The sequence below is a fragment of the Gardnerella sp. DNF01159 genome (genome assembly GCF_049244215.1).
Classification (GTDB): domain Bacteria; phylum Actinomycetota; class Actinomycetes; order Actinomycetales; family Bifidobacteriaceae; genus Bifidobacterium; species Bifidobacterium swidsinskii.
In genome coordinates this window covers 133,682-156,894 of record NZ_CP058387.1, presented here as the reverse complement: position 1 = coordinate 156,894, position 23,213 = coordinate 133,682, and the positions used below count along the sequence as shown (strand labels likewise).

17 protein-coding genes and 1 other RNA gene are annotated in these 23,213 nt (G+C 44.6%); 2 read left to right on the top strand and 16 right to left on the bottom strand.

Annotation, left to right across the window (positions count from 1 at the left end):
- Window positions 1-78: 78 nt before the first annotated feature.
- A complete protein-coding gene (locus HXT39_RS00625) occupies window positions 79-1,158 on the top strand; it encodes a LacI family DNA-binding transcriptional regulator (protein ID WP_004108041.1) in 1,080 nt (359 codons plus the stop codon).
- Between the two features lie 12 nt (window positions 1,159-1,170).
- Here HXT39_RS00625 and HXT39_RS00620 read toward each other — a convergent pair whose 3' ends face one another.
- The 6 genes from HXT39_RS00620 to HXT39_RS00595 form a co-directional block, all read right to left on the bottom strand.
- Entirely contained in the window at window positions 1,171-2,349 is a 1,179-nt protein-coding gene (locus HXT39_RS00620; protein WP_064621982.1) for a DNA polymerase III subunit delta', read from the bottom strand.
- Window positions 2,350-2,403: 54 nt separating this feature from the next.
- Window positions 2,404-3,108, bottom strand: coding sequence for a dTMP kinase (gene tmk / locus HXT39_RS00615; protein WP_064621984.1), 705 nt, complete (start codon window positions 3,106-3,108; stop codon window positions 2,404-2,406).
- A gap of 48 nt (window positions 3,109-3,156) precedes the next feature.
- Entirely contained in the window at window positions 3,157-6,003 is a 2,847-nt protein-coding gene (gene topA / locus HXT39_RS00610; protein WP_033888407.1) for a type I DNA topoisomerase, read from the bottom strand.
- Between the two features lie 131 nt (window positions 6,004-6,134).
- Window positions 6,135-7,451 carry a phosphatase PAP2 family protein gene (locus HXT39_RS00605; protein ID WP_076003094.1) on the bottom strand — a complete coding sequence of 439 codons (1,317 nt, stop codon included), beginning with the start codon at window positions 7,449-7,451 and terminating at the stop codon, window positions 6,135-6,137.
- A gap of 45 nt (window positions 7,452-7,496) precedes the next feature.
- An RNA gene (gene ffs / locus HXT39_RS00600) (signal recognition particle sRNA small type) lies at window positions 7,497-7,593 on the bottom strand.
- Between the two features lie 41 nt (window positions 7,594-7,634).
- Window positions 7,635-8,777 (bottom strand): inositol-3-phosphate synthase, encoded by a 1,143-nt coding sequence (locus HXT39_RS00595; protein ID WP_033888408.1) that lies wholly within the window; start codon window positions 8,775-8,777, stop codon window positions 7,635-7,637.
- A gap of 172 nt (window positions 8,778-8,949) precedes the next feature.
- Between HXT39_RS00595 and HXT39_RS00590 the strand changes: the two genes are divergently transcribed.
- Entirely contained in the window at window positions 8,950-11,274 is a 2,325-nt protein-coding gene (locus tag HXT39_RS00590; RefSeq protein ID WP_076003095.1) for a transglycosylase domain-containing protein, read from the top strand.
- 94 nt (window positions 11,275-11,368) lie between these two features.
- On the opposite strand, the gene HXT39_RS00585 is transcribed toward HXT39_RS00590, so the two are convergent.
- From HXT39_RS00585 to HXT39_RS00540, 10 genes are all read right to left on the bottom strand, one after another.
- The gene (locus HXT39_RS00585; protein ID WP_004108086.1) at window positions 11,369-12,112 is read right to left on the bottom strand and encodes an HAD family hydrolase; all 744 of its coding nucleotides are present in this window, start codon (window positions 12,110-12,112) and stop codon (window positions 11,369-11,371) included.
- A gap of 139 nt (window positions 12,113-12,251) precedes the next feature.
- A complete protein-coding gene (locus HXT39_RS00580) occupies window positions 12,252-12,848 on the bottom strand; it encodes a heat shock protein transcriptional repressor HspR (RefSeq protein ID WP_004108108.1) in 597 nt (198 codons plus the stop codon).
- A gap of 87 nt (window positions 12,849-12,935) precedes the next feature.
- Window positions 12,936-13,997 (bottom strand): DnaJ C-terminal domain-containing protein, encoded by a 1,062-nt coding sequence (locus HXT39_RS00575; protein ID WP_012914518.1) that lies wholly within the window; start codon window positions 13,995-13,997, stop codon window positions 12,936-12,938.
- A gap of 124 nt (window positions 13,998-14,121) precedes the next feature.
- On the bottom strand, window positions 14,122-14,820 hold the full coding sequence (grpE, locus tag HXT39_RS00570) for a nucleotide exchange factor GrpE (RefSeq protein WP_012914519.1): 699 nt from the start codon (window positions 14,818-14,820) through the stop codon (window positions 14,122-14,124).
- The gene (dnaK, locus tag HXT39_RS00565) at window positions 14,820-16,703 is read right to left on the bottom strand and encodes a molecular chaperone DnaK (protein ID WP_012914520.1); all 1,884 of its coding nucleotides are present in this window, start codon (window positions 16,701-16,703) and stop codon (window positions 14,820-14,822) included. The genes grpE and dnaK overlap by 1 nt, the downstream gene beginning before the upstream one ends.
- A gap of 267 nt (window positions 16,704-16,970) precedes the next feature.
- Window positions 16,971-17,702 (bottom strand): HesA/MoeB/ThiF family protein, encoded by a 732-nt coding sequence (locus HXT39_RS00560; RefSeq protein WP_033888410.1) that lies wholly within the window; start codon window positions 17,700-17,702, stop codon window positions 16,971-16,973.
- Window positions 17,703-17,737: 35 nt separating this feature from the next.
- Window positions 17,738-18,550 carry a thiazole synthase gene (locus HXT39_RS00555; protein ID WP_004104776.1) on the bottom strand — a complete coding sequence of 271 codons (813 nt, stop codon included), beginning with the start codon at window positions 18,548-18,550 and terminating at the stop codon, window positions 17,738-17,740.
- A 51-nt stretch (window positions 18,551-18,601) separates the two neighbouring features.
- On the bottom strand, window positions 18,602-18,808 hold the full coding sequence (thiS, locus tag HXT39_RS00550; protein WP_004108127.1) for a sulfur carrier protein ThiS: 207 nt from the start codon (window positions 18,806-18,808) through the stop codon (window positions 18,602-18,604).
- A 123-nt stretch (window positions 18,809-18,931) separates the two neighbouring features.
- Window positions 18,932-20,002: a glycine oxidase ThiO gene (gene thiO / locus HXT39_RS00545; protein WP_004104781.1), complete on the bottom strand. Its 1,071-nt coding sequence runs from the start codon at window positions 20,000-20,002 to the stop codon at window positions 18,932-18,934.
- Between the two features lie 489 nt (window positions 20,003-20,491).
- Window positions 20,492-23,179, bottom strand: coding sequence for a TIM-barrel domain-containing protein (locus tag HXT39_RS00540; protein WP_102703473.1), 2,688 nt, complete (start codon window positions 23,177-23,179; stop codon window positions 20,492-20,494).
- Window positions 23,180-23,213: the final 34 nt, after the last annotated feature.

Below are 23,213 nucleotides of genomic sequence, written 5' to 3'. Positions count from 1 at the left end.
AAACTGACAAATAAATAATATTCAATTTGCGGTGCTGTTTACCAATAATTACAGCACCGCACTTATTCGGGGGCAAATATGACAAATCAAACTAATCAAAACGCCTCCATAACTCATGTAGCAGCTCTTGCAAAAGTTTCAATTGCAACAGTATCTCGTGTACTTTCTGGTAGACGAGCCAAAGATGACGATATTGCAAAACGCGTAAGAAAAGCTGCAGAGCAGCTTAATTATTCAGTAAATTATGCAGCAAGCGCATTAAGAAGTGACACAACTAATACAATCGGCGTAGTAATAGGCACAAGCAACGTAGATGATTCATTCAGTGTAAATATGCTTTCTGCATTGGATGAAGCAGCTCATGAAATAGATAAAATACTTCTTGTTGGAACTGGAAAAGACGCAGAAGCTCAAGAAGAACGCATAGAAGAGCTTATCGGTCATAATGTTGACAGTCTTATTGTCATGCCATCTAACAATAGTGATTTAACAAAAACACTTGAAAACTACGTTGACAATCTTCCCATTGTGCAAATTGGTGGCACTGCTACTTCATTCCACGTCAATTGGGTTGGCATGGATCAAGAATCAATGATGGAAGCTGCTTTAATACATCTTTCGCATCACGATGCCCATAATATTGCTTATTTAAGTGGAAATGTTGACTCCACACAAAGCGCAAACCTATTTGCCAATTTTCAGACTGCTGCAAGCCGATTAAGTTTACTTTCTGAGCCAGATTGGACAACTTTTGGAGAACTTACTTATCAACGTGGATTCAAGGATACAATGCGGCTTTTTTCTGATTCTACTGCTAAGCAATCTCGCAAACCAGACGCTGTTATTTGCGCAAATGACGCTGTCGCACTTGGAGCACTTCTAGCTTTAGATGAGCTTTCTTTGCAAGTTCCGCAGGATGTTCTCGTAATAGGTTACGGAGATAGCAGACAGGCAGAAATATCTGAACCAAAGCTTTCTTCAATCCGTCCTCCGTACCAGCAAATTGCACGCGAAGCAATCCGCCTAACCGCTGTCAACAAATCAGAGCAACATTGGTTACCTGCACATATGGAGTTTAGACCAGAAATCATGCGACGCGAATCAACAAATTCACCAAGAATAGGCACAAGCGATATGTCACTTCCGTGGAGGATATGATACTTTTGCATTTTATTGACTTTGCAAAAGTGAGCAAAATAGCGCTTCAAAAACAAGAGTTGCGTTACCATTTCTCGAAAGCCGACGACGAGCAGTAGCAATACTGTCAACGCAATCCAAGGCTCTACTTGCTGTCATGCTTTGTGCCAACTGGACAATTCTAGACTTGTATTCCTGATTTATAATTGGCGAAGACTTTTGCGCGTCGTTAATAACAACTAAAACGTCTCTATACACGCTATCGATTGCGTCAAGAGAACGGCATAACACGTCACGGCTTACACGAGTTACTTTACGTTTTACATCATCCTTTTTTCCAATTGCATTGTAGTTTGCGCGCAATTTGGGCGGAATGCGATCCTCATCGCCTAATCCGTTAATTCTGCGAAATTCTTTTTGTTGATCCTCAACATTTCGCTGAACCTCATCTTCTGCTTGTGCTTTTGCATCGTCAATAAGCATTGCAGCAAGCATAATTGCGTCGGCAGCATCATGCATACGAAGCAATCCTGCAACAAGCTCATCTCGCCTACTTAAAGCACGCTCATCGCTTGCGTAAATAAAAGCAGTTGCTATATTTCCTTGAGAAAGCCTGGCTGCACGACTCGCTAGCTTATTATCCGCATCCGTTTTTTTAGTAAGATATTCTGCTATAGACTGCTCGTTTGGAGTAGCTAATTGCACAAGTTGTGTACGCGAACGAATTGTTGGAAGCACATCCATAACACTTGAAGCGCATAAAAGCCAAATCGTATGCTCACTTGGCTCTTCAATCTCTTTAAGAAGAACGTTCGTGCTACGTTCCAACATTCGGTCAACATCTTCAATAATTATGATTCGCCAAGGAGCAGTGCTAGGCATCTGCTCAGAAATCCCAATTGCCTCACGCACATCGTCAATGCTAAGAGTTACGCCTTTTGTTGCAAGCGTATGCACATCAGGATGCGATCCTGCTAAAACTTCTTTGGCAGTTTTACTAAGCTCACCTTCGCCACTAATTCCATCACTGCCTTCTCCATGATCCGGACTTTCGAGAGCTGCAGCGAAAGCGCGCGCAACTTGCGCACTACCGAAGCCAGCAGATCCGCAAATCAGCCAAGATTGCGCTATTTTGCTAGCGTCCGCACAAGCAATGTTTCGCAATCGCGAAACTACCTGTTCTTGCCCAATAACGCTATCCCACACACTCATCGCTTCACCCCCTGCATAGCTTCTCTACTTCTTCACTTTATAAAGTTCGCCATTTTATTTAGTTTCAATTTCTTCAATTAAGTTATGTACGTCTTGCACAATAAGTTCAAATAATGATTTCGCCGAGAACGTTGCGTCTAATACGCGATAACGATCTGCAGACTCCTGCGCTAAATCTAAAAATGCTTCTCTAGTGCGACGAGCGAAATCTATTCCAGCTGATTCCATGCGATCTTGCTCGCGATGCAAACGCTTAAAAGCATCTTCCGGTTGCATATCTAGCAAATAAGTGCGATTAGGCCATAGCGAATCCGTTGCCCACTCACTTAAAGTTCGCACATCATCCTTAGTCAATTCGCGACCGCCTGCTTGGTAAGCAAGCGAAGAATCAATATAACGATCCGTTATTACTACTGCACCACGGCTAAGTGCCGGGCGAATCACTTGCGCAACATGCTGTGCACGATCCGCAGCAAAAAGCAAAGCTTCTGTTCTGGCAGATACACTCGTGCCATGCAACAGTATTTCGCGCAAAGTTTTACCCAACTGCGTACCGCCAGGCTCACGCGTCACTACAACTTCTCGCCCCAAAGATTGCAAATGATCTTTAAGAGCCTCAACTTGCGTAGTTTTGCCAACGCCATCAATGCCCTCGAAAGAAATAAATAAACCTTTATTTGCATAAGATTGCTCACTTCTGCAGCCGCAGTTTCCTCCGCAAGCGCAGCCACCAGAAAAATCGTCATTCTTAGATGCCATATTTTTTTGACTCCATATGCAAGGTCTATTTAATCTTTAGATTTTATTCTATGCTTTTTTAGCGGTAGATTTCTTTGAAGTAGTCTTCTTTGTAGAAGTTTTCTTTGCGATAGATTTTTTCGCAGTAGACTTCTTTTCAGAAGATTTTGCAGTGCTCTTAGTCGCGCGCTTTTTGCGTTTTACGGGACCTGCGGCGCGCTTTTGCGCCAAAAGTGCAAACGCATCCTGCGGATCAATCGATTCAGGCGTATACTGCTTTGGCAAAGTGCGATTCGTTTCACCATCAGTAATATAAGCTCCGTAGAAACCATCCTTAATCACTACTGGCTTTCCAGTTTCAGGATCTGCGCCAAGCTCACGAAGAGGCGGCTTGGCGGCACCACGAGTACGCTTAACGTACTTTGGTTGCGCAAATAAATCTTTCGCTTCTTGCAAAGTAACAGTAAAAATAGCATCTTCACTAGAAAGGGATCGCGTATCCGGCTTAGATTCCACAGTTTCTCCAGCAGAAGTATCTACAGCAGAATATGTTTTAGTTAAATATGGACCGTAACGACCATTATTTGCTTCGATACGAGCTAGTTTTACAACGCCTTCGGCATCAACTTCTTCATACTCACCAACCAAACGTGGCAAATTCAAGAGTTGCAACGCTTCTTGCAAAGTCAAAGTCGCTGGATCCATGGTTTTAAACAAAGAAGCCATTTTTGGACGAGCTTTAGAAGCCTTAGAAGACTTAGAATCTTCCGCGTTATCCTGCTCTTCTACCAGTGCCACGTACGGACCAAAACGACCATTGCGCACTTCTACGTTCCCACCCGTTTCTGGATCTACTCCAAGCACACGTGGACCTTCAGCATTATTCTCAAGCAATTCTCGAGCAGCATCAACAGTTAACTCATCTGGAGCTAAAGTTTCTGGCAAAGAAGCATGACGAGGGTTGCCTTCAGCATCAAGATTCTTAATGTCTTCCAAGTACGGACCATAGCGTCCAATACGCACATGCAAACCATCGCCAATGTCTATGGTATTTATTTCACGCGCATCAATTTCACCAAGCTCTGCAACCTGCTGTTGCAAACCAATATGAGCTTCATCAGCAGAATTAGCAGCACCCTCACCGGAACCGAAATAGAATCTAGTTAGCCAATCGCGACCGGTTTCTTCACCATGCGCAATTCTGTCCAAACCATTTTCCATATCAGCAGTAAACGCGTAATCAACATACTTTGGGAAATTCGCTTCCAAAAGTTTAATTACAGCAAAAGCAAGCCAAGAAGGAATTAACGCACGTCCACGCTCATACACGTATCCGCGATCAATAATTGTAGAAATAATCGTTGCGTAAGTAGAAGGGCGTCCTATTTCCTTAGCTTCCAAAGTTTTAACTAAAGAAGCTTCAGTATATCTTGCAGGAGACTGAGTTTCGTGAGAATCCGCACTAACACTTTTAGCTTCAAGAACATCCCCAGCTTGCATTTGAGGAAGTGCCTTATCGCTTTCACCTTCAGTTGCATGAGCATTGCCAAAAACCTTCATAAAACCAGCAAAAGTAATTACTGTTCCAGAAGCTTGGAACAAAGCTTCTCCATATTCTCCAGCAGAAGCATTTAACTTAACAGTTGCTGTAAAACCTGTAGCATCAGCCATTTGTGACGCAAGGGTTCGTTGCCAAATAAGCGTATACAATTTTAGCTGATCCGCAGGTAATTTATCTGCAAGCTCGTCCGGGCTTAAGAAACGCGCTCCAGCAGGGCGAATACATTCATGAGCTTCCTGCGCTCCTGCAGACGTAGTTGCGTACTGCTTAGGAGATTGCGAAACATATTCGTCGCCAAATGCTGCACGAGCAGCACTACGCGCAGCTTCGATAGCTTCTTTGGAAAGCGTTACGGAATCCGTACGCATGTAAGTGATATAGCCGTTTTCGTATAGAGATTGTGCAGCTCGCATAGTTTGGCGAGAGCTCATTGAAAGTCGGTTTCCAGCAGTTTGCTGCAAAGTTGATGTAGTAAAAGGTGGCAAAGGACGACGACGATACGGCTTCGTTTCCATAGAGTCAACTACAAAATCTGAATTCTCAAGAGCTTTAGAAAGCTTAGATGCAAAATCAGCATCAACATGCAAAGCTTTTTGTGATTCATCTTTTGTAGAGACCAACTCACCTTTTGAATTGAAATCTTTAGAACCAGCCAAACGACGACCAGAAAGCTCGCTCATGCGCGCTTCAAAATCAACATTTTCGCCATCTGAGCCTTTAGAACTTAAAACCGCGCTAATATCCCAGTAAGACGCCTTAGTAAACGCCATACGCTCGCGTTCGCGCTCAACAATCAACCTAGTAGCAACAGACTGCACGCGTCCAGCAGAAAGACCAGGACCAACTTTCCTCCACAAAACAGGAGAAAGCTCATATCCATACAAACGGTCTAACACACGACGAGTTTCTTGCGCATCAACCATATTGTCGTCAACATTTCGAGTATTACTAAGCGAGGCTTGAATTGCATCCTTAGTAATCTCATGAAACACCATACGCTTTACTGGCACAGTTGGCTTCAACGCTTCTACCAAGTGCCACGCAATAGCTTCACCTTCGCGATCCTCATCAGTTGCCAGATATAATTCGTCAGCTTTTGCGAGCGCAGACTTTAAATCGGAAACAGTTTTCTTTTTATCTGAGCCAACTACGTAATATGGCGCAAAACCATGATCGACATCTACACCAAACTTGCCAAACGCTGCTTTGCGTGAGGCTGGAACTTGGCTTGGCTGAGCGAGATCGCGAATATGCCCAACTGAAGCCATGACGGTGTAGCCATTTCCTAAATACCCGCCAATTTTTCGCGCTTTCGTGGGAGACTCCACAATGACTAGCTTATTCTGTGCTGCCATATTCGCTCCTTTCCTAACACAATCGAACATATAATTCCGAACTATATGTTTCACGCTAACTGTATCGCAACTTAAGTTATACGTCTATTACATTCCACCTCGGTGGATAAAAGCAGATAGAGTAGACAATATTACTTAGAAGCAGATGGCGGCGTCGGCGGAGCGCCTACTAATCCAAGCCTACTCAACGGCGAAGCTGTAGAGTGACGCATTACCATAATTACGCCAAAAACAAGCAAAGACACGCCTATAATCAGCCAATAAGTTGCTACATAAGATACGCTTGCAGCCCATTGAGCAAAAATATCAACACCAGGAAGAATTTGCCATATTAAATAAAGTGCATACAAACACGCCAACACACCAATCGTAATCATAGAGCTTCCTACAATTTGAACGCTAATTGAGGAACGTCGATAAGCTGGCATATCCATTCCACTACTGCGAGTGCATGCGAGCATAATAAGCGTTACAGCACCAACGATAAGTAATGACATAAGAACGTCAGAAACTCTATGCCAATGCGCTGCAACCAACGAAAGTTCCACAAGAACGCTTATAAAAGCTGCAGCTACCGCTGCCCATGCGCGCCAAACACGCGAAACTGCGCAAATAAGCAACGCACATGATGCAGTAATAAGTAAGGTATGACCTGAAGGTGCTGAATTTGCAGACAAATATTCAATACTTATAAGCATTGGGCGCGGAAGAATTTTTTTCAATGGTTCAGCAGCAGCCGAAAGAATAATAATTCCAGCACATTGACCAAGAAGCCACCAACGTTTACGAATACAAACTACTATGAGTGAAACAAGAGCAATTATTATGCTAGTAACTATAACAACCATAGAAACGCTTATAGGTCGCAAACAAAATGCAAGCCAAGATGGCGTACCATGAGAACCAAATCCATCAATTACCATTTCTTCATAGCTTTGACCAAGTACTGTTTGCACACTAATAAACCATATGAACGCAGCAGAAGCCAAGAAAACAATTGCAATAGCAACACACCACAATATGGTAGATATTCTAGGACGCTTTACAAGCTGACCAAGCTGATCAATATCATCTGCATCTGATAGAGAATCTTTAGAAGATAACTGATTAGTCGAATACGACAAATCGGACGAGCCAGACAAATCAGACAAATCAGATTGACGCTTAGTTTGTTTCACAAACTGTTTTACAGACTGTTTAGAAGATTTTTCTTCATTATTTTCTGGAAATAAAGGCGATATTTTTTCGTCATTATCTTCAGATGAGATTGGAGAAAATGGCGTAATAGTATTAATCGAATCCAAAGGATGCGAATAGTCACCACCTTCACTGTTGCGATTAACATCTTGCGAAGTTCCACCTACCGGCAGCGCATCATTTTTCTCAGCAGAATCATCATGCTGATTGTCAATGCTATTGGATTGAATTCCTGCAAATTCTTCACTCATACTTTAGACTTTACGACAGTATTTACGACCGCGCTAGTTTTACGCATAATAAAACCTCCGCGCACCCACCAGAGGCCACTTACCCTTGCTGCATTTCTGCCCTGGGGGGATTGGGTGACTTAGTGCCACACGGAGGCTCTATCTATATTACACGATTTTCGCTACATGTCGAGTAGTAATAAATTATGCGCGCCACACGCTCTTGCCGTGCTCTTTTGCAAATTCAGTATCTTCATCAAGCTGAGACTCGTTAGCTTCAACATCACCAGCAATATAGCGTTCAACTAATTGACGAGCTTCACTATCTTCATGCTGAACTGCAGGAGACTTCATAAAATATGAACTTGGAGCCAAAACCGGACCAGAAAGCTTGCGATCCAAAGCAATTTTTGCGGCTCGAACAGCATCGATAACAATTCCGGCAGAATTTGGAGAATCCCAAACCTCAAGCTTGTACTCCAAATTCAAAGGAACATCACCAAAAGTAGTACCTTCCAAACGCACGAAAGCAAACTTGCGATCATCCAACCAAGCTACGTAGTCAGAAGGCCCAATATGAACATTATGCTCATCCATTTCATGAGGCACGATTGAAGTTACTGCACGAGTCTTAGAAATCTTTTTGGACTCAAGTCTTGAACGCTGAAGCATGTTCATAAAGTCCATGTTTCCACCAACATTCAGCTGATACGTGCGATCCAAGCGCACACCGCGATCCTCAAAAAGTCGAGCCATAACGCGGTGAGTAATAGTTGCACCTACCTGACTTTTAATGTCATCGCCAATAATAGGAACTCCAGCATCACGGAATTTTTGCGCCCACTCAGGATCAGAAGCAATGAAGACTGGCAGACAGTTTACAAATGCGCATCCAGCTTCCATTGCAGCAGTTGCATAAGCTTTATCGGCTTGCTCAGATCCTACTGGAAGATAAGAAACAAGCACATCCACATGCTTATCTCGCAAAACTTGAGCAACGTCAACAGGTTCAGCTTCGGACTCATCGATCATTTCACGGTAATAATCACCTAAGCCGTCATAAGTTGGACCACGCAATACTTCTACACCCAAATTTGGTACATCAGCAAAACGAATTGTGTTATTTTGTGAAGCGCCAATTGCTTCACTTAAATCATGCCCAACCTTTAGAGAATCAACATCAAACGCCGTAACAAACTCAATATCGCGCACACGATACTGACCAAATACAGCGTGCATCAACCCTGGAATTTTCTCACCGTCATCAGCGTTTTTGTAATATTCAACGCCCTGAACCAGCGACGAAGCACAATTGCCGACACCGGCAATGGCAACGCGGATGCTCATATAGACTCCTTGCCCTGCAAAATAAGCGACATTACATTATGCCGCACCATACACATTTCATAATACTATTGCTTTAACAAATATGTACTAATATTCAATATTTTTAATCTTTTCTAAACAAAAACATGCTGTTTTGTAGAAAAATTCAACACCGGACGCTACGGTGGAATGTATGGTTGCACGTAAAGATGGAAGACGAGCGTTTACTTCGCATGAGAAAGCTACTCGAAGCATATCGTCACAATCACAAAAAAATACGAATATGCCTTCATCTGTCCCACCACGCGGACAAGAATCATATCGTCCAAATTCGTATTCTTTTGAATCAAACAAAAGCAGCCGTAATTCAAGATTCGAACGTTCTCGCGCAGCAACACGCAGAAGGCGTCGTAGAACTTGGCGAGGCAGACATCCTATTATTTTTTGGGCGCTTATCGTTATTTTTGTGCCAATTTTGCTAGGCACAATTGTTTTTGCTTATCTGTATGCAACTACAGACATACCGGCACCAGACAAAGTTGCTATGGCAGATAAGACGAAAGTGTATTATTCAGATGGCAAAACTGAATTAGGTTCGTTCGCTGAGCAAAATCGCGAAATTATCAATTGTTCAGTACTACCTAAATATGTTGGTAAAGCAATAGTTGCTTCAGAAAATCGTTCCTTCTACCACGATGGCGGAATAGATTTTAAAGGAATTGGACGCGCACTACTTCATAACATCACAAAGCACGGGCGTTGGGGCGGCTCAACTATTACGCAACAATATGCGGAAAGATATTATCTCGGTGAAACAAAAACTTATTTTGGAAAACTAAAAGAAGCTATTTTAGCTTTGAAAATTGCGCAAACTCAAGATAAAAATACAGTACTTTGCAATTATATGAATACTATTTACTTGGGTAGAGGAGCATACGGAATTCAAGCTGCAGCCAAAGCATATTTCGGCATAGAAGCAAAAGATTTGTCACTTTCGCAAGCTGCACTTTTAGCAGGTATTATTCCAGCACCAAGTAGCTGGGATCCTGCAATTGGTCCAAAAGAAGCAGGCATTCGTTTTAAGCGCGTGTTACGCATTATGAAAGAAGATGGCTACATTACAGCCTCTCAGGCAGCGCAAGCAAAAATGCCTAAAACTATTACTCAGACGACTCAAAACATTTACGCAGGTCAACAAGGTTACTTATTGCATATGGTTCGCGATGAGTTAACTAGGAATGGCGCTTTTACACAGGAAGATCTCGACAGTGGTGGATATCGCATTATTACTACTATCGATAAAGCTAAGCAAGATTTAATGTTCAAAGTTGCAAGTCCTTCTCAAGATGGACGAGGAATTGTGCCAGAAGGACTGCAAGTTGGCGGAATTTCAATAAATGCAAAAGATGGTTCAATCATTTCCGTTTACGCAGGAGACGATTATCTAAAGAAACAGCTTAATAACGCCACACAGGCACTTTATGAGCCAGGCTCTACTATGAAGCCTTTTGCACTTATGGGAGCAATTCAGGCTGGCACTAGCTTGGATACGATGTTCAATGGCAATTCTCCACGCAAGTTTGATGGGATCGATAAACCTGTTGGAAACTTTGCAAACATGAGCTATGGCACCATTAACTTATACAATGCAACTGCAAATTCTGTGAACACAGTGTATATGGATTTGCAAAGTAAACTTGGCGCTAAAAAAGTTGCTCATACCGCAGTTATGGCAGGCTTAAATCCTGAACGAGTCAATGGTAAGAATCCGTTTACTGTGCTCGGAAACGATTCTGTACATGTAAGCGAAATTGCGCGCGCATATGCAACATTTGCAAACCAAGGAAGACGCCCAGATTTGCATATTGTTGCCAGCGTAAAAAATCCTGACGGTAAAGAGTTCTACCGTGCACCAACAGCTGGAAAGCAAGTATTCTCACCAGCCGATGCCGCTCTAGCTACAAAAGCAATGATTGGCGTAGTGCAACATGGTACAGCAACTGAAGCTCGCGCTGTAGGTAGAGAAATTGCAGGAAAGTCTGGAACAGCAAACGATGAAACTGCTGGTAGCTTTGTAGGATTTACGCCAAATATTGTTACCGCATTTGCCATATGGAATCCAGACGCAAAAGGTAGCCCACAAGTAATTAAACCGTTCCACGGATATCTTGGCGGAAGCGACTACCCTGTACACTTGTTTACAAGATACATGCGTCAAGCGGTAATAGGAACCCCGAATACTAAATTCCCTGAAGCAAAAGACACAGGCAAAATTGGCGGACCTGATGGAAAATGGGGATTAGGCGAACAACACACATTCACGCACGCAAAAACTGAGAATGAAGATAAGGATAAAAACAAGGACAAAGATAAAGACAAGGACAACGACAACGATTTAGACCTTGATAGCCAGCTGTATGGTCGTGACGATTCATCATCGGGCGGCGTTGGCAGTTACGATAATAATTCTGGCGGTCATGGTTATGACAATAACTATGACACAACTGGAGGAAACTAGTAAATCAACTGTAACTAATTTACAAACAGATATGCGAATAGCTATCTAAATAAATAACTAAATAGTTTATTAATTAGTTTTGCTTGTTTGTTAATTAGTTTCGACTCAAAACAATGTTCTCAAGCATTTTAGCAGTCACATTTTCATAACCGTTAAGTTCTGCGTGATGCTTGCTTTCAGATATGTTTGCGCGCGAAAAACCTGTTTGTGCAATTACAGTTGCTCCGGAATTAATTGCGGCAGTAAGACCAGATAGAGAATCTTCTATGGCAATGCAATTAGCCATCTGCTTTGCAACTTCCTCGTCCGTACCCTCAATGCCAACCATTTTTCCTGCAGCAAGATATGGCTCAGCACTAGGCTTCGGTTTAAATCCATCATCTCCACACACATACCCAGCGAAAGCGCCTTCTGGAGCGTGATTCACAATATTTTCAACCAAACAACGCGGCGAATTACTCACCAAAATTGAAGGAATGCCAGCATCCGTAAGGCTTTTAAGTACGTCTAAAACTCCTGGAACCCATGGCACGGATTCAGCTTCACGAGCAGCAACGTAATCAACCATACCTTTGCCGATTTCTTCTACAGTAAGTTTTGTACCGCTTGGAATCATTTTATTGGCAACAGTTTCAAGGGATCCGCCGGAACATTCCCAAGCTAAATCTTCATCCCAGTAACCACCGTATTTTTTTACTAAATAAAATTCCGACTCATGCCAATACGGCTCGGAATCTATAAGAGTGCCATCCATGTCCCAAAAAACTGCACGCAACACATGTTTTTCTTCACTAGAGTTAAGAGTACTTACACACACATTCGTCGTCTGTTCAGCCATTCACAATCCTTTATATTGCATATATTTGCTTTAGCTTTTGTAGCGCATTATTTCGCACTAATTTTGTATTACTTTTCGCACTATTAATTCTTCTCGCTAATTTCTCACTTAAGCACAATAAGTAGCCATGCCTACGTTACTATATGCTCCACGCTCTCCACAACACCACAGATTTTTCATCCAAAGACTTTCGATTTTTATAATTACTGTTATAGCTTTCTGAAGAATACGACGAAGGTAACGCTCGTCTCTCTGCAAGAATATCCCGCCTCCAGCGACGCGCATTGCGAGAACGCTGCATTTCCACAATGTCACCATCTGCATTTGCAGCAAAAATATTGCGCTCTGAAGACTCTGCAGAATCTAACAAATGCCGTACTTGTCTTTTCAGCTGTCGATTTTCTTCTTGCAAATCAAGTATTTGCATGATGCCAGCAAGATTAATGCCTTCATTTTGGCTTAAATGCTGAGTTTGCACAATCCTGTCTATATCTCGCAAAGAATAGCGGCGAGCGCCACCTTCAGTTCTATGCGGCATTATTAAATGAAGCCGATCATACTGTCGTAAAGTTTGCGGATGCGTATTAGTTAGGCGTGCCACGTGGCTTACGGTAAATATTGGCAAATCAAGAACAAATCCTACTTCATCTGCCCCGTCAAGCGTTGCAGTACCACGCACTAAAGCAACTGCACACATTTCATACAGTGCTTTAGTTTCACGCGTTATTGGTGTCATAGCACGCCTTCCTTTGCCCTTTTTAGTATGTTTAAAGCACTGTTACAAGCAATTCAACAGTGTTTAACCTACTAAATTATTGTTAACTTAGTTTTGTCTTAATTTTTTAATTTCTTCAGCATAAGTTTCGCCAGCAGTTTTATCAAATTCTTTTGCAACGCGTCTAAGAGACATACTTGAACGCTTTGGCAAACGAATCTGCACAACGCCAACAAAATCGCCATTTTCCCCCGGCACTCCAGCACCTTCTATACGAACTTCATCGCCGCTTGAAACACAAGCTGGAACTTTGAAAGTAACAGGGTTGCCGTCTAGGTCGTTTATACTAACTTTTGCACCATGCACTGCTTCACTTAACGTTAGCGGCAATGTAGAAATCAAATCGTCGCCTCGCAAAGTAAATTTATCTGATGCTTCTACTTGAACATGCAAGTACAAGTCACCTGCAGCACCACCGAACTTGCCTGGCTTGCCTTTTCCTTTCAAACGAATTTTCTGTCCGGTTTTTACACCAGCTGGAATATGCGTTTTAAAAGTTTCACCAGCCGCACGCAACGATACTGTAGCGCCTTTAAAAGCTTGCTTAAATGTGAGCTTTATATCGGTTGTTATATCTTCGCCAACTTCAGGCACATTAGCTTCCTGCGGTTGAGAATACCTCTCACCACCAAAGCCACTCGTACCCTGGAATCCTGCTGAATCTTGAGAGCGCTGACCTCCACCAAACATAGAGAAAATGTCGCTCATATTTGGTCCAGCACCGTTGGATGTAAAGCGAATGCGCGAACCGTTTCCGCCCATGCCACCCATGCTGCCCATGCCAGAGCCGCCGTTGAACATAGAGAAAATGTCCGAGAAGCTCGACGCATCGAAACCGCCAGCACCACCTGCTCCTCCAGCGAAACGAGCACCACCAGCACCAAATTGGCGGATAGCATCGTAACGTTGGCGAGTTTGACTATCTTTTAGTACGTCGTAAGCTTCAGAAACATCCTTAAATTTTTCTTCAGCTTCTTTTGTTTTGTTTAAATCAGGGTGATATTTACGAGCAAGTTTGCGATACGCTTTGGTAATCGTTGCCTCATCTGCGTCTTTGGAGACACCGAGAACCTTATAAAAATCCTTAGCTAACCATTCATTTTCAGCCATTTGTGCCTCCTTTCTTCACAAGCACATTGGCTATTTCGCTTTTGACCAAATATAGTCTGCTCGTGCTAACTCTTATGAGTCAGCACGAGCAAGTTATGCAATAAAGTCACGACTAAGAGTTTCGTTAGTCATTACTTGGCGAAGAAACGACCACACGAGCGGCGCGAATAACGCGATCTCCTATTCGATATCCTGCTTCAACTACAGCATCAACAGTTTCTTTTGTAGCGTCTGGATCTGGCCTGTGCAAAATTGCATCATGCTTGGTCGGGTCAAAATCTTCGCCCTTCTCACCAAACTTTTCCACACCAAACTTTTCAAAAGCTTTATCTATCTTAGTTGCAACAGCCTTGAATGAATCATCCATTTCGCTATGCTCGCGAATGCGGTCAATGTCATCCAATGCCGGAAGCAATGCTGTCAGCACGTCAATAATTCCATGCTGTCTGAAACGATCCTGCTCTTTGGCAGAACGATTTCTGAAGTTTATAAACTCAGCACGCTCTCGCTGTAACGCTTCCAAGTACTCTGCAGCTTCTTTCTTAGCTTTACCTAAGGGAGTTAAACTGCCGCTATCCGCGTCTTGGCTGTCTTTCGATTCTGAGGATTCAGTGGAATTCGCTGTATCCTCAGAATTTGCGGAATCCGCAGAAACGTTAGCATCAGCTTGTGCATCAGCTTTCGTTTCTGCAGGATTTGCATCTTCAGCAGCTTTCGATGAAGATTGCGCAGACGATTTCGCAGAATCACCTGTAGCTTTTACACCCAGCGAGTCAGCATCTTCCATATCTTGCAAATATTCGTTGGCGTTAAAGTCGGACATTACTTATTGTCCTTATCGTCCTTGTCGTCGTCCACCACTTCGGCGTCAACTACATCATCATCCTTAGCTGCAGAGCCAGCCTGAGCGCCAGCAGCAGACTGAGCGCCAGCTTCGGCACCAGCAGCACCCTGCTGAGCGTAAAGCTGCTGACCGATCTTCTGAGCAGAAGTCATCAACTCGCTTTGAGCAGACTTAATCTTCTCAACGTCGTCACCCTTCAAAGCTTCCTTCAAAGCATTAACCTTGTCGGTAACTTCCTTAGAGATTTCATCGGAAAGCTTGTCTTTATTGTCGTTCACAAGCTTTTCAGTCTGGTAAGCAAAGGCTTCTGCTTGGTTGCGAACTTCAGCTTCTTCCTTACGCTTCTTATCTTCAGCTTCGTGAGCTTCAGCTTCCTTCACCATGCGGTCAATTTCGTCCTTTGGCAAACCAGAACCACCGGTAATAGTCATGGACTGTTCCTTACCAGTGCCCTTATCCTTAGCGGAAACGTGCACAATGCCGTTAGCATCAATATCGAAAGTGACTTCAATCTGCGGAACGCCACGAGGAGCTGGAGCAATTCCAGTCAACTCAAAAGTGCCAAGAGGCTTGTTATCGCGAGCAAACTCACGTTCGCCCTGGTAAACCTGAATCAACACGGATGGCTGATTGTCTTCAGCAGTAGAGAATACTTCCGAGCGCTTAGTTGGAATTGCGGTATTACGCTCAATAAGCTTTGTCATAATTCCACCCTTGGTTTCAATACCCAAGGAAAGTGGAGTTACATCAATAAGCAGAACGTCTTTGCGATCTCCCTTAATAACGCCCGACTGCACGGCTGCACCAACGGCCACGACTTCATCTGGGTTCACGGACTGGTTAGCTTCCTTACCGCCAGTAAGTTCCTTCACCAAATCCTTCACAGCTGGCATACGAGTAGAGCCACCAACAAGAACCACGTGATCAATCTGGCTTACTGAAATTCCAGCGTCAGAAAGAACGTTGTTAAATGGCGTACGGCAGCGGCCGAGCAAGTCGGAAGTCATTTCCTCAAAGTGAGCACGAGTCAAAGTCTCATCCAAATGCACTGGAGTGCCGTCAGGAGTCATTGCCAAGTACTGCATAGAAATTGAGGTGGAAGTAGAAGAGCTAAGCTCCTTCTTTGCCTGCTCAGCAGCTTCCTTCAAGCGCTGCAAAGCAATCTTATCCTTGCTCAAATCAACGCCATACTTGTTCTTAACCTCGCCAACAAGCCAGTCGATAATCTTCTGATCCCAGTCGTCGCCACCCAAGTGGTTATCGCCATTAGTTGCTTGCACCTGAATTGTGGAGAATCCGTCATCATCCTTACCAATTTCAAGCAAGGACACATCGAAAGTACCGCCACCCAAGTCGAATACCAAAATGCGCTCGTCTTCCTTGCCCTTTTCGAGGCCGTAAGCCAAAGCTGCAGCAGTTGGTTCGTTAATAATACGAAGCACGTTCAAGCCTGCAATCTTACCTGCATCCTTAGTTGCCTGACGCTGAGCATCGTTGAAGTAAGCTGGGCATGTAATAACGGCATCGGTTACCGGCTCGCCCAAGTAAGCTTCAGCATCGCGCTTCAACTTCATTAAAACCTGTGCAGAAATCTCTTGTGGAGTCCACTTCTTGCCGTCGATATCAACAGTCCAATCAGTGCCCATATGACGCTTTACTGAGCTAATCGTGCGATCAACGTTTGTTACAGCCTGACGCTTAGCAACTTCACCAACCAAGATTTCGCCGGATTTGCTGAATGCCACAACAGATGGCGTGGTACGTGCGCCTTCAGCGTTCACAATAACGGTTGGGCTGCCACCTTCAAGAGTAGCAATGCAAGAGTTGGTTGTTCCCAAATCAATACCTACTGCGCGTCCCATAATTTCTCCTTAACTAGGTATTGCACCTTTTGTGCAATTACGCTTTCCTTCAAGTTTTGCAGTTACGTGAGCTGAGCTTTATTTAGATTCCTTATTGGAAACTAGGTAAATCACCAGCTTTTTTACTTTCCAAAACTTGAGCCTACTACACTCAACTTGTAAAAGTCAACTTTTATTCCCAAAAATTACAAAAAACTTTATACAACTAGACTCAAGTTTTGCAATTTAAGCAAAATTAAGGGGAAATTCTGCAAAATTCAGTAGCATTCACGCGCTGAACTTAAAACGACGCAAAGAATTATCCAGAGCATTGTAGCGCGCCAAAACACCAATAAGCGGCGTGCCAATACCGGTTATGAGTTTGATTGCTTCAGTTGCCATCATTGCGCCAACAATAGCTGCAGTCGCGCCCAATACTGCCGATTTTGGCACTTTTTCTTTAGGCGGAGGACAAGGGTACAAGTCGCGCAATCCTGGTCCCTCCCCAGGCATAAAAACGCTTACTTGACCTTCATAATAAAGCACCGATCCGTAAACTTCTGGCGTACCAGCACTCCAAGCAGCATCCGCAATCAAAAAGCGAGTAGCAAAATTATCGCAACCATCAATTATTAAGTCGTGACTTTCTACAAGTTGCTTTGCGTTGTCTTCATTAAATCTATCTACAAGGTTGATTTTTAAACCCGGAGATAACGCTTGCAGACGCTTAGCCGCAAGTTGCGCTTTAGATTTGCCACACTGATCGACAGTATATAAAGTCTGCCTTTGCAAATTAGAAAGCTCAACAACATCGTCATCACAAATCGTAATTTCGCCAACTCCTGCTGCAGCAAGCGAAAGCAAGCATGGCGAACCAAGTCCACCTGCTCCGACCATGCAGATTTTCGCATCGCGAAGTAACTGCTGATGTTCATGCGTAAAGCCCGGCAGGAGCAAGTGGCGGCTAGTGCGTTCCACCTCAAGCTCCTGCAGGTTGTCGTAAATTTTATTAATCGTCATGTTGAATAATATGCCGAAAAATTACAGTACAAAATTTACAGTACAGAATCAGCCCAAGCGCGACCTTCAACAGGCGAAGAAGCGAGCGCATGTTCACGCTTAGGAATACGGCCAGCATCGTGAGCAAGCTTTCCAGCAGTTACAGCAGCAGCCATTGCACGACCCATCTTCACTGGGTCTGGACAGCGAGTTACAGCGCTTGCAAGAAGCACACCAGAGCAGCCAATTTCGAAAGCTTTAACAACATCGGAAGCAGTGCCAACGCCGGCATCCAAAATCACAGGAACGCCAGCTTCCTTGCATTCTTGGACAATCAGCTCAATATTTCGAGGATTCAAAATACCAAGACCAGTTCCAATTGGAGCACCACCAGGCATAACAGCCTTCACACCAAGCGAAACCAAGCGACGAGCCACAATCGGGTCGTCATTCGTGTAGCAAAGAACGCTAAAGCCTTCTTCAATAAGCTTTTCTGCAGCAAGTAATACTTCACGAGTATCTGGAAGTAAAGTATCGTCGTCTGCAATCACTTCGAGCTTAATCCAATCAGTTCCAAGCGATTCACGAGCCATTTTTGCTGTAAGCACAGCGTCATGCGCAGTTTTGCAACCAGCAGTATTTGGCAAAACGTTAATATTGTGACGCTGCAACATGCCGTAAATATCCACGCCTGTTTTTGCGTGACGGCGCATTGCAACCGTAGCCACTTCCGCACCTGAAGCTACAAGTGACTTTTCCATAATGTCAATGCTCGTCATGCCGCCAGTGCCAAGCAAAAGCCTTGAATGTAAAGTCTTACCGCAAAGCTGCCAAGTATCGGCACTTTCTTCTGTATTATTTTCTGTCATTTTAAGCCTTTTATTTAAATTTTTTTGAAACTATACTCAAATTATTTGAAATCAGCCGCCTTGAACTGCGCTAAGAATCTCGATTTGATTACCATCACATATGACGGCTGATTCCCATTGTGCGCGAGAAAGCACATCGTCGCCAATTGCGACCGCTATACCAAGTCCTGCATCCGAACCATAACGTTGCGCAATAAGCTGAGCAACAGTTAATCCGTCTTGCGCTTCAACAATTTCACCATTGACTACGATTTGCATAATCTAACCTTTACTAACTAAAAGCTGAATTACTAAAAGTACTTTCTGCATCACACTTACGTCTATATTTGAACGCTTCACACAATTCGCAGCGGAATATAACGAATTCACTGGAATTAGCGATTAAAAGCGAGCAGGATTGCAGCTTTCCAAGAAGCCCTTTTCCTTCTCGGTCAATTCTTGCTCAAGCACAAGCTTTGTAGTCAAAGAAGAACCCAAAGCGGTGAGCAAAATGCCGTGACGGAAGTAACCAGTGGAAATCGTGGTATGCGTCTTAGGATCAATACCAATGAATGGCAAATCGTCCGGAGTTCCAGGGCGGCCGCCAGCGGTAACCTCAGTAATCGAGCATTCCTGAATGCCAGGAAGCACGCTTGCAGCATCGCGAAGTAAGTCGAGTACGCCACCAACCTTTGGAATATCGCGGTCATCTTCGCGAGAAGTAGCGCCAAGCACAAGCTCGCCTGTTTCCTTAGCGCGAGGAACCAAATAAACTGGACGATCATGCACAAATCCACGAACCACAGAGCTCAAAATTGGGCGCAAAGGCTCTGGAATAGTCATACGAATCATATCGCCCCACACAGCGCGAAGCTTAAGCTGAGGAAGCATATCCTTAGCACCCAAGCCGGATGCCAAAACTGTGTCTGGACCCAAATCGTCTGGAGTGCTTGCGCGACGCTCAATAACAACACCGCGCTTTTCGAGTGCATCAATCATTGCTGCAGTGAAAAGACGAGGGTTGATTTGATGGTCGTCCGGCACGCTTACAGCGCCAGCAATAGTTGGCGAAAGAGCAGGCTCAATCTCACGAAGCTTACTCACAGAAATATGCTCAGCTCTACGGCCGTAACGATGCTGCAAGTTTAGCAACTCGTTTACGTGCTCGTTATCTGCAGCGTCACCGCCAATTACGTAAGAGCCGCACTCTAAGTAGCCAGTTGGCTTATCGGTGTACTTTGCAACCGAATCAACCAATTCCTTATACATAGTTGCAGACTCAAACATAAGAGGATACAACGCTTCTTGCTGATATTGCATTTCTGCGGTAGGAGCTAACATGCCAGCAGCATGGTGAGAAGCGCCCGAGACTGGATCTGGATCAATTATGCTAACTTTTACGCCAGCTTCCGTAAGTCTCCACGCTGTTGCTAAACCAATAATACCTGCACCAATAATACGAATATTTCGCATAATACTCCTTCCCTACGGCGGCATTACCCGCATCAGGTTTACGGTCGGCTTTCGCCCTCTCAGCCTGTATAGAACAAGCTCCCGCGTTTCGTAGCTTTGACTTTCAAAACTGCGATTGTAAAGCTGTAATATTGCCAACTTTAGCGATATTACAAACGCTACAGATAGACGCAACGAAAATATGTGATTTTCGTCACACTACCGTGTAGTATTCTAGCACTTCTGTGAAAAATTGGTTAATTGAGATGGCATGTCAAATCGCAAAACTAAGCAATTTCGCTACTGACGCAGTACGGTTTCTGCGCGAGTAACGTATAACTCCGTTTTTTCGTTACTGGCGCAGACAGCGCTCGCGCGGATTACGCTCGCGCGCGAAACTCGCGTTGGAAGTCCACTGGACTTCCAACTTAAGCGAGTTTCCGCTCCGAGTTGCCTTCGCGCGCTACGCTCTATGCGCTCAGGCAGGTCGTCGCGCTCGCGCTGACGGAATTACTCAACCGAGCGCAGCAAAATCTCCTCAAGCGCGTGCTTTACCGAAACAGGCAGTGTGCAACGCCATTGCGCCCACTTAACTACGGAAGGCTGGTCGGTTGCGTAAGCGTTAAGCATATCAACGCTGTTGCGATACTTTTCTGCTTCCGATTCGTTCTCGTATTCAAGAGTTGAGATTTCAGCAATAGCACTTGCACTTCCGCCAGAATCTCGCACTGCATCAAAAGCCATTTCCTTGCCTCTGTACGGCACTTGCGCTTGAAGCAGGAATCGGTAAGCGTCGCCAACTTTAGGGTCGGCAGCGATTTGCAATCCACCGTCAACAATTACGCAAACTTCCGAACGAGCTGGCACGTCTTTCACAGAAACCGACAAGCTCAAAGTCGCCTCTTCGCCTTCGTAAGAAACCGCAAACTCGCTTGCGTTAAGCTCTCGGCTCCCAACAAACACGCGCACGTGAGCAAAATCTATGCAAGCAACTCCTCTAAATACAACGTTCCAGTTGCGTTTTTGCGGCACAGATTCTACGGCAGCATCACATCCTGCAACACCGGAAATAATAAATTGCGAAGAACCATTGCCGTCTCGCCACACAAAATTCATACGTGTATTAGCAGTATTTCCAGCAGACGCGGCAGCAAAATCGCCGTTATCTTCTCGCATCACAAATTCGCCGTCAGCTCCAGGGAATGCAAGAACTCGCAAAGCCCGCGGATTTTCAATGCTATTAACAGATTCAGCGGCCTCAGCACTACGCTCGCAATCTGCAACTTCCGGCAAAACTTGCAGAGGTACAATCGCTCCAGCGCGCGCAAAAGCCGGCACGCGGTCAAGTGAACGCCACGCTTCAAATCTGCGGCCATTCCAGCCGCGAGACACATACCTGCGTCCGTCAAACAAATCGTACCAATCGCCTTCCGGCAACCAAACTCCAGCACATCCGCGCAAAGCAGCCGCATCGTTAGACGAAACAATCGGTGCTACTATAAGCTCGCTTCCAAAACGGTATTCGTTAGGAATTTCGTAAGCCATGCCAACTTCCGGCGACTGCCAGTACATTGGCTCAATAATCGGCCTGCCTTCAAAAGCTGCACGATAATTCATCGTATAAACGTATGGCAAGAGTTCCGCGCGCAATCGAAGCATTTTCACCATTGCTTCGCGAGTTTCCTGAGGGAAATTCCACGGCTCTTTTCCAGCAAACGGTGAGCAAGTCGAGTGCAAACGATTAATAGGACTAAACGCGCCGAAAGCGTACCATCGCGCTTCTAACTCGTTATTTCTAACGCCAAGCATGTGCCCGCCAATATCGTGACTCCACCATCCGTAGCCAATATTTGAAGCTGTAGAAGTGAAGTACGTTTGGAAAGCAAGGGAATCCCAAGTAGTAACGGTATCTCCCGAGAATCCAACTGGGTAGCGATGCGAACCAGGCCCAGCATAGCGAGAGAATGTAAGCGGCCAGCGGCCGTCGCGCGCAGCATCCTCATAATGCATGTGGTTCAGCATCCAAAGCGGATCCAAACCAGGCTCGCGCGTAACTCCGCCCTGCTGCCAGTCAATCCACCAAAATCGCACACCTTCATCTTCCATACGATGATGCATGTTGAAGTAAGCTTCAACAAACTGCGGGTTCGTTAAATCAAATTCCACAGCTTTGCCGCTTGCCGGATCAATGCCAGCATCTTGCGCAACTTGCGGATAATCTTTTTCAAACGCACGCACGCCGTCGCGCGGATGCAAGTTCAAAGTTGGAGCCAATCCAGCCGCGTTAAGTTTACGCAAAAAAGCACGATGATCCGGGAAAAGTTCCTCGTTCCACGTGTAACCCGTCCAACCGGAACCATACTTCGAATCAACGTCCGTCACATGCCAATCCATATCAATAACAGCCGTGCTAAAAGGTATGCCTTCGCGCTTAAAACGATTATGCAATTGCAAATATTCGTCTTGACGGTAGCGATAGTATCTGCTCCACCAATTACTTAACGCAAAACGCGGCAGTAGCGGCTGAGCGCCCGTAAGCTTATAAAAGTCTTGAATTGCTTGAATGTAGTGGTGCCCGTAGCCGAAGAAGTATAAGTCTTTATATCTTCCTGATTGCTCGCTAACTTTTTGCGCACGCGACTTAACCCAAGCCCCATACGGGTTTGGTTTGCCATTTATTTCCTCAGCTGGCACAATTTCGCAAGTTGCAGAATCGTCTAAAACAGACCATCCGTCGCGCGAAAGTATTCCTTTACCAAGTTTTACTGGGCCGTTCGCCTGATCCAAAGTTCTAAAAGTTCCAAGAAGATTTCCCGGGCAGTCGTCGCCGTAATGCCACGTGTTAAATTGAGTACACGGCACTCCGCGCACAACAATACTTAATCCTTCTTTACTAAAAGCTTCGCAATTATAAGTAAGATGCAGCTTTTCAGTTTCGACTTCCAGCCATCCGTTTTCGTTTTTGCGCGCACTAAACTGCGGCTGAGTATCCGAGCTTTTCTGTGCAAAATTGCGACAGATTACAGTTTGCGTAGGATTGTCAACAAACTTTCCGTCGTCACTCCACTCAAGACGAATAAGCGAATCTGTAATAACCGTAATTCGCCACTTTTCGCCCTTAATTACCTGACTATCCTGCGCCTTTGCATTTGAATCAGTTGCGTACTTATAAAAAATTCCCAACTTGGAAGAGTCCATACTACTGCACATCTCTGCTGTTACCTTGCAACTT

Bases quoted from the DNA above. Each gene is read 5' to 3' on its own strand.
- HXT39_RS00625 (WP_004108041.1), top strand. From the start codon at position 79: ATGACAAATCAAACTAATCAAAACGCCTCCATAACTCATGTAGCAGCT.
- HXT39_RS00620 (WP_064621982.1), bottom strand. From the start codon at position 2,349: ATGAGTGTGTGGGATAGCGTTATTGGGCAAGAACAGGTAGTTTCGCGA.
- tmk (WP_064621984.1), bottom strand. From the start codon at position 3,108: ATGGCATCTAAGAATGACGATTTTTCTGGTGGCTGCGCTTGCGGAGGA.
- topA (WP_033888407.1), bottom strand. From the start codon at position 6,003: ATGGCAGCACAGAATAAGCTAGTCATTGTGGAGTCTCCCACGAAAGCG.
- HXT39_RS00605 (WP_076003094.1), bottom strand. From the start codon at position 7,451: ATGAGTGAAGAATTTGCAGGAATTCAATCCAATAGCATTGACAATCAG.
- HXT39_RS00595 (WP_033888408.1), bottom strand. From the start codon at position 8,777: ATGAGCATCCGCGTTGCCATTGCCGGTGTCGGCAATTGTGCTTCGTCG.
- HXT39_RS00590 (WP_076003095.1), top strand. From the start codon at position 8,950: ATGGTTGCACGTAAAGATGGAAGACGAGCGTTTACTTCGCATGAGAAA.
- HXT39_RS00585 (WP_004108086.1), bottom strand. From the start codon at position 12,112: ATGGCTGAACAGACGACGAATGTGTGTGTAAGTACTCTTAACTCTAGT.
- HXT39_RS00580 (WP_004108108.1), bottom strand. From the start codon at position 12,848: ATGACACCAATAACGCGTGAAACTAAAGCACTGTATGAAATGTGTGCA.
- HXT39_RS00575 (WP_012914518.1), bottom strand. From the start codon at position 13,997: ATGGCTGAAAATGAATGGTTAGCTAAGGATTTTTATAAGGTTCTCGGT.
- grpE (WP_012914519.1), bottom strand. From the start codon at position 14,820: ATGTCCGACTTTAACGCCAACGAATATTTGCAAGATATGGAAGATGCT.
- dnaK (WP_012914520.1), bottom strand. From the start codon at position 16,703: ATGGGACGCGCAGTAGGTATTGATTTGGGAACAACCAACTCTTGCATT.
- HXT39_RS00560 (WP_033888410.1), bottom strand. From the start codon at position 17,702: ATGACGATTAATAAAATTTACGACAACCTGCAGGAGCTTGAGGTGGAA.
- HXT39_RS00555 (WP_004104776.1), bottom strand. From the start codon at position 18,550: ATGACAGAAAATAATACAGAAGAAAGTGCCGATACTTGGCAGCTTTGC.
- thiS (WP_004108127.1), bottom strand. From the start codon at position 18,808: ATGCAAATCGTAGTCAATGGTGAAATTGTTGAAGCGCAAGACGGATTA.
- thiO (WP_004104781.1), bottom strand. From the start codon at position 20,002: ATGCGAAATATTCGTATTATTGGTGCAGGTATTATTGGTTTAGCAACA.
- HXT39_RS00540 (WP_102703473.1), bottom strand. From the start codon at position 23,179: ATGGACTCTTCCAAGTTGGGAATTTTTTATAAGTACGCAACTGATTCA.